Source organism: Stenotrophomonas sp. JC08 (assembly GCF_052180205.1).
Taxonomy (GTDB): domain Bacteria; phylum Pseudomonadota; class Gammaproteobacteria; order Xanthomonadales; family Xanthomonadaceae; genus Stenotrophomonas.
Window position 1 is genome coordinate 341,678 of record NZ_CP197473.1, and the last position, 12,174, is coordinate 353,851.

The following is a 12,174-nucleotide window of genomic DNA, read 5'->3' on the forward strand; positions in this document are numbered from 1 at the left end:
TGGCTGGTTGGTTTGACCTAAAATGTCCGCTTCTGAATCCAGGTGGATGGACTATGTGCGGCATTGTTGGAGCGATCGCCGATCGCGATGTGGTTCCGGTACTGATTGAAGGACTCAAGCGGCTGGAATATCGCGGTTACGACTCCTCCGGCATCGCCGTGCTGGCCGCCAACCAGATGCGCCGTGTGCGCCGCACCGGCCGTGTCGCCGAGATGGAAAGCGCCGCCGCCACCGAAGGCTTCGCTGCGACGCTGGGCATCGGCCATACCCGCTGGGCCACCCACGGCGGTGTCACCGAGTCCAATGCCCACCCGCATATCAGCCAGGGCGTGGCGCTGGTGCACAACGGCATCATCGAAAACCACGAGCAACAGCGTGAGCGGTTGACCGCGCTGGGCTATGTGTTCGAGTCGCAGACCGATACCGAGGTCATCGCCCACCTGATCCACCATCACCTGCAGGCCGATCACGATGACCTGCTGGGTGCGCTGCAGCGCACGGTGAAGGAATTGACCGGTGCCTATGCGCTGGCGGTGATCAGCCAGAACGAGCCGGGCCGCATGGTGGTCGCGCGCATGGGCTGCCCGTTGCTGGTGGGGCTGGGCGAGGGCGAGAACTTCGTCGCCTCGGACGTGTCGGCGATCCTGCAGGCCACCCGTCGGGTGATGTTCCTGGAAGAAGGCGACACCGCCGAGCTGACCCGTCAGGGCGTGCGTGTGTTCGATGGCGACAATGCGCCGGTGCAGCGCGAGCAGCGGATGTCCGATGTGTCGCTGGCCTCGCTGGAGCTGGGTCCGTACCGCCACTTCATGCAGAAGGAAATCCACGAGCAGCCGCGTGCGCTGGGCGATACCGTGGAAGCGGCGATCGATGCCGGTGGCTTCCCGGCGACCCTGTTCGGCGCCAATGCCGAAGCGGTGCTCAAGGACATCGAAGGCGTGCAGATCCTGGCCTGCGGCACCAGCTACTACGCCGGCATGACCGCGCGTTACTGGATCGAGGCCATCGCCGGGCTGCCGTGCAGCGTGGAGATCGCCAGCGAATACCGCTACCGCGCCGCCTGTGCCAACCCCAAACACCTGATCGTCACCATCTCCCAGTCCGGTGAAACCCTGGACACGATGGAGGCACTCAAGTACGCCAAGTCGCTGGGCCACCAGCACACGCTGTCGATCTGCAACGTGCCCGAAAGCGCCATCCCGCGTGCCAGCGAGCTGGTCTGCTATACGCGCGCCGGCGCCGAGATCGGCGTGGCCTCGACCAAGGCCTTCACCACCCAGCTGGCGGCGCTGTTCCAGCTGACTGTGGTGCTGGGCAAGCTGCAGGGCAAGGTCACCGCCGCGCAGGAAGCCGATTACCTGGAGCAGCTGCGGCACCTGCCGGGCAGCGTGCAGCACGCGCTGAACCTGGAGCCGCAGATCATCGCCTGGGCCGAACGCTTTGCCGGCAAGTCCAACGCGCTGTTCCTGGGCCGCGGCCTGCATTACCCGATCGCGCTGGAAGGCGCGCTCAAGCTGAAGGAAATCTCCTACATCCACGCCGAGGCCTATCCGGCCGGCGAGCTCAAGCACGGCCCGCTGGCGCTGGTGGATGCGGAAATGCCGGTGGTGGTGATCGCCCCCAACGACAGCCTGCTGGAGAAGGTCAAATCCAACATGCAGGAAGTGCGCGCGCGCGGCGGCGAGCTGTTCGTGTTCACCGACCAGGACAGCAACTTCAACGCTTCCGAAGGCGTGCACGTGATCCGCACGCCGCGCCATGCCGGCGTGCTCAGCCCCATCGTGCACACCATCCCGGTACAGATGCTGGCCTATCACACCGCCCTGGCCCGCGGCACCGACGTGGACAAGCCGCGCAACCTGGCCAAGAGCGTCACGGTGGAGTGACTGCCGTCATCGGGCAGTCATCAAATGCGGGAAGAATACGGGTCGCAATCCGGCCCCTCTCCCCCGACATTGCTTCCAAAGCCCGGCATCGTGCCGGGCTTTGTATATGTGCAGATCGAAACCGGACCCGGAGAATCAATTGCCCCGGTCCGTCCTGTATGCAGCTAACAAGGGTCTGCGTCGAGCAGGTCGAACCTTTTTACAGTGTCTGGAGCCGAGGCAGCGGTTCATGTGCCGGGTGCCTTGATTGGCGTAATACCCACGCCTGGTTCCAATAACGCATCAGCTCATTACATCTGCTCCGTACCCGTGCGTTTTGCCCGAACCCCGGCAACGCGCGACAATGCAGTGCTGAATTTCCAGCCTTTTACTTTCGACGGAAACCACCCCCATGTCCGATACGCCGAAGATCATCTACACGCTCACCGACGAAGCCCCGTTCCTGGCGACGCAGTCGCTGCTGCCGATCATCAAGGCGTATGCCACCACCGCGGGCATCGCCGTCGAGACCCGTGACATCTCCCTGTCCGGCCGCATCCTGTCGCAGTTTCCGGATTACCTGAAGGACGACCAGAAGATCAGCGATGACCTGGCCGAACTGGGTGCGCTGGCAACCCGGCCGGAAGCCAACATCATCAAGCTGCCGAACGTGTCGGCCTCGGTGCCGCAGCTCAAGGCCGCGATCAAGGAACTGCAGGACCAGGGCTACGTGCTGCCGAACTACCCGGATGCGCCGACCGATGACGTCTCGCGCGATATCCAGGCGCGCTATGACAAGGTCAAGGGCAGCGCGGTGAATCCGGTGCTGCGCGAAGGCAACTCCGATCGCCGCGCACCGCTGTCGGTGAAGAACTACGCGCGCAAGCACCCGCACCGCATGGGCGCGTGGTCGGCCGATTCCAAGTCGCACGTCGCGCACATGGACGGCGGTGATTTCTACGGCAGCGAGAAGTCGGCCACGCTGGCCAATGCCGGCAGCCTGAAGATCGAGCTGGTCGGCAATGATGGCAAGACCGTCGTGCTGAAGCAAAAGACCGCGGTGAAGGCCGGCGAGATCGTCGACGCCTCGGTGATGTCGCGCCGCGCGCTGGCCAGCTTCATCGATGCCCAGGTGGCCGATGCCAAGGCGCAGGGCGTGCTGTTCTCGCTGCACCTGAAGGCGACGATGATGAAGGTCTCCGACCCGATCATGTTCGGCGTGGTGGTCGAAGAGTTCTACAAGGACGTGCTGGCCAAGCACGCCGCCGCCCTGAAGGAAGTCGGTTTCGACGCCAACAACGGCATCGGCGACCTGTACGCGCGCCTGCCGCAGCTGCCGGAAGCGACCCAGGAGGCTATCAAGGCTGACATCGCCGCCGAGTACGCCAAGCGCCCGGCCGTGGCGATGGTCAACTCCGACAAGGGCATCACCAACCTGCACGTGCCGTCGGATGTGATCGTCGATGCGTCGATGCCGGCGATGATCCGCGACTCGGGCAAGATGTGGAATGCCGAAGGCAAGCTGCAGGACACCAAGGCCGTCATTCCGGATCGCTGCTACGCGGGCGTGTATCAGGCCGTCATCGCCGACTGCAAGGCCAACGGCGCGTTTGATCCGGCCACCATGGGTTCGGTGCCGAACGTCGGCCTGATGGCGCAGAAGGCCGAGGAATACGGCTCGCACGACAAGACCTTCCAGATTCCGGCCGATGGCGTGGTCAAGGTCAGCGACGACGCCGGCAACGTGGTGTTCGAGCACAACGTGGAAGCCGGCGACATCTGGCGCATGTGCCAGACCAAGGATGCGCCGATCCAGGACTGGGTGAAGCTGGCCGTCAGCCGTGCCCGCCTGAGCAATACCCCGGCGCTGTTCTGGCTCGATGCCAACCGTGCGCACGATGCGCAGGTGATCGCCAAGGTCGAGCAGTACCTCAAGGACCACGACACCAGCGGTCTGGACATCCGCATCCTTGATCCGGTGGCCGCCACGGCGGTTTCGCTGGAGCGCATCCGCAAGGGCCAGGACACCATCTCGGTGACCGGCAACGTGCTGCGTGACTACCTCACCGACCTGTTCCCGATCCTGGAGCTGGGCACCAGCGCCAAGATGCTGTCGATCGTGCCGCTGATGGCCGGTGGTGGCCTGTTCGAGACTGGCGCCGGTGGCTCGGCGCCGAAGCATGTGCAGCAGTTTGTCGAAGAGGACTACCTGCGCTGGGATTCGCTGGGCGAGTTCCTGGCCCTGGCCGCCTCGCTGGAACATCTGGGCCAGCGCTACGACAACAAGGGCGCCGCGGTGCTGGCCAAGGCGCTGGACGAGGCCAACGGCAAGTTCCTCGACAACGACCGCTCGCCGGGCCGCAAGCTGGGCACCATCGACAACCGTGGCAGCCACTTCTACCTGGCCATGTACTGGGCGCAGGCCTTGGCCGAGCAGGACGACGATGCCGCGCTGAAGGCGAAGTTCGCACCGCTGGCCGAAGCACTGGCCGGCAACGAGCAGAAGATCGTCGACGAGTTGATCGCCGTGCAGGGGAAGGCCGTGAACATCGGTGGCTACTACCGTCCGGACCTGGCCAAGGCCGGGTCGGCGATGCGCCCGAGCGCGACGCTCAATGCCGCCCTCGCCAGCCTGGAAGGCTGAGTGAGCTGACGCGCGGCAACGCGTGTCGAGTGTGTTGAACGAAGCCTGCATCCGCTTGTCGGATGCAGGCTTTTTCATGCATGACGTCATGGGTTGTCGTGCGCGCTGCAGAATCTAGATCCGCACAGAATCCCTGCACGGGTACACAGTGACGGACGGGATGGATTCCGCGATCGTCCACTTCGCCTGCTGCCGAAAGTGACCTGCCGGAAGGTGCCGCGTGGTAGCCAAATGTCGTGGGTGCGCGAATGCAGCTGCGACATGCGTATCGAGTTGTCGGCGGCGCGGGGCGGATGCGACACTGCCGTCAGGTGCCCTGCCGGTGGCGATGCCATGACTGGATTCTTTCCCTGCGCTGATCGTGCGGCTTCGCTGGAAGACGGGCCGTGAGCTGCGTGTTGCCGGAGGTGGCCGTGGCCGAGGACATCGCGGGGCGGATCGCGGCCGGTTTCGAGCACTATCACCTGGCGTTCTCCGTGATCACCCGAAGGGCGAGGGAGCGCTTCCAGACGCAGGACTGGGCCGGGGCCAGACAGGATGCGGTGGAGCGCATCGAGCTGTATGACATCTGCATCGCACAGTGCCGTGAACAGCTGCAGCAACTGCTGGGCGAGGCACCACTGACGCAGGAGTTGTGGCGTCAGGTGAAACACAGTTTTGATGCACGGGTTTCCGGGCGCATCGACAACGAACTGTACCGGACGTTCTACAACACGTTGACGCGGCGCCTGTTCGCCACGCGCGGCGTGGATGACAGCATCGAATTCATGGCGCTGGATATCGAGCCGTCCGATGCCATCACCCATCCGGTGGCCCGCCATGTCTATGCAGTGTCCGACGCCCGCCCGGTGGAGGCGTTCTCGCGCCTGCTGTCCGATTACGTGTTCGATGTGCCCTATCGCCACCGCTTGCGCTGTGCGGCGGCGATCGCGGTACGCCTGCAGGACGACCTCGCGCATTGGGGGCCGCATCCGCTGCGTGCCGTCGAGTTGCTGCAGACGGTGTTCTATCGCGAGCGCCGCGCCTATCTGGTGGGCCGGGTGTTCGGCGAGCACCGTTTCTCGCCCTGTGTGATCGCGCTGGTCAATGATGGCGAAGGCCTGCGCGTGGAGGCGGTGCTGACACGTCGCCGCGACGTGGCGCATCTGTTCGGCGTATCGCGCAGCTATTTCCAGGCCGACCTGCCGACCGTCGCCGATGCGGTGGTGTTCCTGCGCAGCATCCTGCCGGGCAAGCCGGTGGACGAGATCTACACCGTGCTGGGCCGGGCCAAGCAGGGCAAGACCGAGCGCTATCGCACCTTCTTCAGCCATTTCCAGCAGCATGGCAACGAGCAGCTGGTGCATGCAGAAGGCACTCCGGGCATGGTGATGGCGGTGTTCAACCTGCCCAGCTATCCGCTGGTGTTCAAGTTGATCCGCGACCGCTTCGCCTGGCCCAAGACCATGAGCCGGCAGGATGTGGAGGACAAGTACGCGCTGGTGTTCAACCTGGACCGCATCGGTCGCCTGCTTGATGCCCAGCCGTACCGGCACCTGCGTTTCCCGGTGAATCGCTTCGCCCCGGCATTGCTTGAAGAGCTGGTGGGCCAGTGCAGCCGCAGCGTGCGCATCGAAGGCGATGATCTGGTGATAGCGCTGTGTTACGTGCAGCGTCGCTTCCGTCCGTTGAACCTGTATCTGCGCGAGCAGGGTGCGGAAGCGGCCAAGGCTGCGGCGCTGGACTATGCACAGGCCATCCATGACATGGCCTGCAACAATATTTTTCCCGGCGACATGCTGCTGAAGAACTTCGGCGTCTCGCGCCACGGTCGTGCGGTGTTCTACGACTACGACGAGCTGTGCCTGGTCACCGACTGCAACTTCCGCGTCTGGCCGGCGCCACGCAACGAGGAGGAAGCGATGGCGGCCGAGCCGTGGTTCCACGTCGCCGCCAACGATGTGTTCCCGGAGCGCTTTCCCTTGTTCATGGGCCTGCCGGCGCCATTGATGGCGCTGGTGCGGGAGAAATATGCGGTACTGTTCGATCCGCACTGGTGGACAAGGCTGCAGGCCGGTTTCCGGCACGGGGAGATGCTGGATACGCCGCCCTATCCACCATCGTTGCGGTTGGCATGAAACGCCCGTGACCACGCCTTTATGGGTTGATGATTGCGGAGTGTTCCGGATTTCACACAAGAAGGTCGGCGATGTACAGGAAAGTCCTGAAGACGCTTTTGCTGTCGGCGATGTTGCTGTTGCCACTGTCGGCCGCAGCGGTGGGGACCAGGGCCATGAAGGAGCGGGTCGAAGTGGCCATGCGCCTGACAGGAGCGATAAAGGGGAAGGGGATCTCCGCTATGGTCGCTGGGAGGCCTGCATTCCGGGGCCACGACAGCATGCACCATGGATCACCGATGCCGAATGGGAAGGGGCTTCCGATTCGCTTGCTGCTGGCGGCATCTACATGACGCAAGACAAAAAGGGGCCAAGGCTGCTGACCATGTTGCAGGAGGGCTGATCCCCCGGGGCCTGCGTGCGGCGGTTGCGATCCAGTTTGCGGCGTACGTGCCGGTCCAAATTGCCGCCGCCGTGCTGGAACAGGAAAGCCCCGCATTCGCGGGGCTTTCCTAATTGCCGATCCTGCAGCGGTTTACCGCTTCATCGAGCCGAAGAACTCGTCGTTGGACTTGGTGTTCTTCATCTTGTCCAGCAGGAATTCCATCGCGGCGATCTCGTCCATCGGGTGCAGCAGCTTGCGCAGGATCCAGATCTTCTGCAGCAGCTCCGGTTCGATCAGCAGATCCTCGCGGCGGGTGCCGGAGCGGTTGATGTCGATGGCCGGGTAGACGCGCTTCTCGGTGATGCGACGGTTCAGGTGCACCTCGCTGTTGCCGGTGCCCTTGAATTCCTCGTAGATCACCTCGTCCATCTTCGAGCCGGTTTCCACCAGCGCGGTGGCGATGATGGTCAGCGAGCCACCTTCCTCGACGTTACGTGCAGCACCGAAGAAACGCTTCGGGCGGTGCAGGGCGTTGGCGTCCACACCACCGGTGAGCACCTTGCCGGAGCTGGGCACGACGTTGTTGTAGGCGCGGGCCAGGCGGGTGATCGAGTCGAGCAGGATCACCACGTCCTTCTTGTGCTCGACCAGGCGCTTGGCGCGCTCGATCACCATTTCGGCAACCTGCACGTGGCGCGCGGCCGGCTCGTCGAAGGTCGAGGAGACCACTTCGCCGCGCACGGTGCGCTGCATTTCGGTCACTTCTTCCGGACGCTCATCCACCAGCAGCACGATCATGTGCACTTCCGGGTGGTTGGTGGTGATGGCCGTGGCGATCTGCTGCATCATCATCGTCTTGCCGGCCTTCGGCGGCGAAACGATCAGCGCACGCTGGCCCTTGCCCTGCGGCGCCATCAGATCGAGGATGCGACCGGTGATGTCTTCGGAGGAGCCGTTGCCGCGCTCCAGGGTGAAGCGCTTGCGCGGGAACAGCGGGGTCAGGTTCTCGAACAGCACCTTGTTCTTCGACGCTTCGATCGGCTCACCGTTGATGGTGTCGACGATGTTCAGCGCGAAGTAGCGTTCGCCGTCCTTCGGGAAGCGGATGCGGCCGGCGATATGGTCGCCGGTGCGCAGGTTGAAGCGGCGGATCTGGCTGGGCGAGATGTAGGTGTCGTCCGGGCCGGCCAGGTAGCTGGCCTCGGCCGCGCGCAGGAAACCGAAGCCGTCGGGCAGGATCTCCAGCACGCCATCGGCGGCGACGCCTTCGCCGTGGCGGGTCAGCACCTTCAGCAGCGCGAAGATCACATCCTGCTTGCGGGCGCGGGCCACGCCTTCGGAAATCTGCAGCTGCTCGGCCACTTCCAGCAGCTTGTGCGCCGGCATGCGCTTGAGGTCGCTCAGCGAATAGACCGGGAAGCCTTCCGGCACGCTCGGGATCGGACGCGGCGGATGGTTGTCGTTGCCACCATCGCTGGGCAGGCCATCATCGCGGAAGCGGTTGTTGCGGTCACGGTCACGGCGGTTGCGGAAGCGGTCGCGGCGGTTGCCTTGTCCGTGCTGGCCCTGACCCTGGCGCTGCTGGCCTTCGCTGTTGCGCGATTCGCTGCCGTCCTGCGCGGTGGCCGGGGCTTGCCGGTCATTGTCGGAAGGGGCGGGCGCAGCCGATGCTTCGCTGGCCGGAGCCGGAGCCGGAGCCGGAGCCGGAGCCGCTGGAGCGGAGTCCAGTGGCAGCGCGGGCTGGGCCGGCGCAGCGGCGACGGCGGGGCTGCTGTCGATGGTTTCGGCGGACTTGGCGGCGCGCGGTTTGCGTACGCGCTTCTCGACGGGCGCGTCGGCGCTCCCGGTTTCGGAAGGAGTGTTCTCGGACAAGTGCTTGATTCCTCTCGCTTGAATGTGCGAGCGCCCTGCGGGGCGGCGAACTGGTTTGGGAATGGTCCGGGCGAGAACCCGGCCAGAGGGTGCGGCATGCGAATGCTGCCGGATGCAATGACACTACCACCGCCCGGTGCGGCGGTGCAAGATCCCGGAGAACCTTGTTGGGCCTGCGTATGGCAGGCCGGAAGACCGGCGGGAAGGCCGCCGGTCGGTATCGGTCAGGCCAGCGCCTTGTCGATCATCTGGCTCAGTTGGCCCTTGCCGACGGCGCCGATCTGGGTGGCCTGGATCTGGCCATCCTTGAACAGCAGCAGCATCGGGATCGAGCGCACGTGGTACTTCACCGCGGTCGCGCGGTTCTCGTCGACGTTGACTTTGGCGATCTTCAGCTTGCCGTCATAGGCATCGGCCAGTTCGTCCAGGACCGGGGAAATCATCTTGCACGGGCCGCACCATTCGGCCCAGAAATCCACCAGGACCGGTTCGCCGGATTGCAGGACGGCGGTGTCGAAGTCGGCGTCGCCGACGTGTAAAACCTTATCGCTCACTTTGGAGTCTCCTGGTGCAATGCGACTACCCATGCCGGGTTGGCGGCCGCATTGCGGTAAACTGGGGCATTGCGCGGACAGTGGGCAGGGCCCGACGTCGCGCGACCCGGCGCAGGGGCCGCAGTGTGCGACGGCACCCGTATCGATGCAAGCCGCCCGGCCGTTGAGGCTGCCCGGCACTATGAAGACAGAATAATGAGCGACAAACCGCTGACCGATGTGACGTTTTCCTCCTTCGACCTGCAACCGGCATTGGTGGCAGGCCTGGAAGGAGCCGGCTTCACCCGCTGTACCCCGATCCAGGCTCTGACCCTGCCGGTGGCCTTGCCGGGTGGCGATGTGGCCGGCCAGGCGCAGACCGGCACCGGCAAGACGCTGGCCTTCCTGGTGGCGGTGTGCAACCGCCTGCTGACCCGCCCCGCGCTGGCCGACCGCAAGCCGGAAGATCCGCGCGCACTGATCCTGGCGCCGACCCGCGAGCTGGCCATCCAGATCCACAAGGACGCGATGAAATTCACCGCTGATACCGGCCTGCGCTTTGCGCTGGTCTACGGCGGCGTGGACTACGACAAGCAGCGCGAACTGCTGCAGCAGGGCGTGGACGTGATCATCGCCACCCCGGGCCGGCTGATCGACTACGTCAAGCAGCACAAGGTGGTGTCGCTGCACGCCTGCGAAGTCTGCGTGCTGGACGAAGCCGACCGCATGTTCGACCTGGGCTTCATCAAGGACATCCGCTTCCTGCTGCGGCGCATGCCCGAGCGCACCACGCGCCAGACCCTGCTGTTCAGCGCCACCTTGAGCCACCGCGTGCTGGAGCTGGCCTACGAGCACATGAACGAGCCGCAGAAGCTGGTGGTGGAGACCGAAAGCATCACCGCCGACCGTGTGCGCCAGCGCATCTACTTCCCGGCCGATGAAGAAAAACTGCCGCTGCTGATCGGCCTGCTGTCGCGCAGCGAAGGCGCGCGCACGATGGTGTTCGTCAATACCAAGGTGTTCGTCGAGCGCGTCGCCCGGGCGCTGGAAAAGGCCGGTTACCGTGTCGGTGTGCTGTCCGGTGACGTGCCGCAGAAGAAGCGCGAGAGCCTGCTCAAGCGTTTCCAGGCCGGCCAGCTGGAAGTGCTGGTGGCCACGGACGTGGCCGCGCGCGGCCTGCATATCGACGGCATCAAGTACGTCTACAACTACGACCTGCCGTTCGACGCCGAAGACTACGTGCATCGTATCGGCCGTACCGCGCGTCTGGGCGAAGAGGGCGATGCGATCAGCTTCGCCTGCGAGCGCTACGCGATGGGCCTGCCGGACATCGAGGCCTACATCGAGCAGAAGATTCCGGTGGAAGCGGTGACCAGCGAACTGATGACCGCGTTGCCGCGTCCGGAGCGCGCACCGTTGCCGGAAGGCGAAGCCGAGGAAAGCGTGGGCGCGATCTTCCGCGAAGCCCGCGAGCAGAAGGCGGCCGACGAAGCCCGTCGTGGCGGCCGTGATGGCAAGCCCGGTGGTGGTCGTGGCGGTCGTGGTGAACGCGGTGCCGATGGCAAGCCGCGTGGCCCGCGCAAGCCGCGTGTGGAAGGCGAGCACAAGGCCGCCGATGGCACGCCCAGGCCGCCGCGCCCGTCTACGGACTCTACGGATAGTGCGCCGCAGGCGACCGGTACTCCAGCGGTGGAAGGTGAGCGCGCGCCACGCAAGCGCCGTCGCCGTCGTCATGGCCGTCCCGTGGAAGGTGCCGATACCGCCATCGTCGCTCCGGCCGTGGCCAATGCGCCGGTGCAGGTGCCGGTCAAGTCGATGCGCAATGCCGGCAACGCGAACGACTCGTTCCTGACCCGGCTGGGGCGCAAGATCCGCCGCATGCTGTCCAGCGACTGATCACAGCGCGGCCATCGTCGTTGCCGATGGCCGCCGATGCATCAGATTGTCATGGCCACTCGCGGCTGCTTCGGATACTCCCCGGCAGTGGCCGCCGTGCGTCCGGCATGAGGGCGGATGCGGGATGCCGAAGCTGCTGGCGGGTTTTTGAGCAGGGAGCGGCATTGCCGCCTTCGCCTCCGGCATAATCGGCGCAATGAGCGTCCTGCGTTTTGACAATGTCAGTAAACAGTATGCCGGCGGCCATCAGGCGCTGGCCGATGTCAGCTTCGAGGTGGCCGCGGGCGAAATGCTGTTCGTCACCGGTCACTCGGGTGCAGGCAAAAGCACCCTGCTCAAACTGATCCACCTGAGCGAGCGGCCCACCCGTGGCACGGTGGTGTTCGCCGAACGCAACCTGTCGAAGGTGCGTGGCGGCAAGGTGGCATTGCACCGGCGCGAGGTTGGTGCGGTCTACCAGGACCACCGCCTGCTGACCGACCGCAGCGTCGCCGAGAACGTCGTCCTGCCGCTGGTCCTGCGCGGTGACCGGCGGGCCGATGCCGGCAAGCGGGTGCGTGCGGTACTTGAGCGCATGGGACTGGGACACCGTGAGAAGGCGCTGCCGGGCCAGCTTTCCGCCGGCGAGCAGCAGCGCGTGGGCATCGCCCGCGCGATCGTCGCCGAGCCGCGCCTGCTGGTGGCCGACGAGCCGACCGGCAACCTCGATCCGGCGCTGGCGGCGGAAATCATGGCGCTGTTCGCCGAACTGCCGGGCCGCGGCACCAGCGTGCTGGTGGTGAGCCACGATCTGGCGCTGATCAAGCAGATGCGCAAGCGGGTGCTGATCCTCGATCACGGCAAACTGGTTGATGACATCTCGCCCAACGACCTGGCCGAGTGA

General features: G+C 65.1%; 8 protein-coding genes. 6 read left to right on the plus strand and 2 right to left on the minus strand.

The genetic code is table 11. The annotated features are described in order from the left end of the window. Positions 1-53 precede the first annotated feature (53 nt). The 4 genes from glmS to ACSBPQ_RS01495 all read left to right on the plus strand — a co-directional run bounded on the left by glmS (position 54) and on the right by ACSBPQ_RS01495 (position 7,008). On the plus strand, positions 54-1,886 hold the full coding sequence (gene glmS / locus ACSBPQ_RS01480; protein ID WP_442683326.1) for a glutamine--fructose-6-phosphate transaminase (isomerizing): 1,833 nt from the start codon (positions 54-56) through the stop codon (positions 1,884-1,886). Between the two features lie 391 nt (positions 1,887-2,277). Continuing rightward, a complete protein-coding gene (locus ACSBPQ_RS01485) occupies positions 2,278-4,509 on the plus strand; it encodes an NADP-dependent isocitrate dehydrogenase (RefSeq protein ID WP_442683327.1) in 2,232 nt (743 codons plus the stop codon). A gap of 386 nt (positions 4,510-4,895) precedes the next feature. After that, positions 4,896-6,626: a bifunctional isocitrate dehydrogenase kinase/phosphatase gene (aceK, locus tag ACSBPQ_RS01490; protein ID WP_442683328.1), complete on the plus strand. Its 1,731-nt coding sequence runs from the start codon at positions 4,896-4,898 to the stop codon at positions 6,624-6,626. A 7-nt stretch (positions 6,627-6,633) separates the two neighbouring features. Beyond that, positions 6,634-7,008, plus strand: a complete 375-nt coding sequence (locus ACSBPQ_RS01495; protein WP_442683329.1) for a hypothetical protein — start codon at positions 6,634-6,636, stop codon at positions 7,006-7,008. Between the two features lie 132 nt (positions 7,009-7,140). On the opposite strand, the gene rho is transcribed toward ACSBPQ_RS01495, so the two are convergent. After that, complete coding sequence (gene rho, locus ACSBPQ_RS01500; protein ID WP_442683330.1) at positions 7,141-8,862, minus strand: transcription termination factor Rho; 1,722 nt, start codon at positions 8,860-8,862, stop codon at positions 7,141-7,143. A 224-nt stretch (positions 8,863-9,086) separates the two neighbouring features. Further along, positions 9,087-9,416 (minus strand): thioredoxin TrxA, encoded by a 330-nt coding sequence (gene trxA / locus ACSBPQ_RS01505; RefSeq protein ID WP_057506258.1) that lies wholly within the window; start codon positions 9,414-9,416, stop codon positions 9,087-9,089. Positions 9,417-9,611: 195 nt separating this feature from the next. On the opposite strand from trxA, the gene rhlB reads away from it, so the two are divergent. Next, complete coding sequence (gene rhlB, locus ACSBPQ_RS01510; RefSeq protein WP_442683331.1) at positions 9,612-11,291, plus strand: ATP-dependent RNA helicase RhlB; 1,680 nt, start codon at positions 9,612-9,614, stop codon at positions 11,289-11,291. Between the two features lie 196 nt (positions 11,292-11,487). Next, positions 11,488-12,174 (plus strand): cell division ATP-binding protein FtsE, encoded by a 687-nt coding sequence (ftsE, locus tag ACSBPQ_RS01515; protein WP_442683332.1) that lies wholly within the window; start codon positions 11,488-11,490, stop codon positions 12,172-12,174.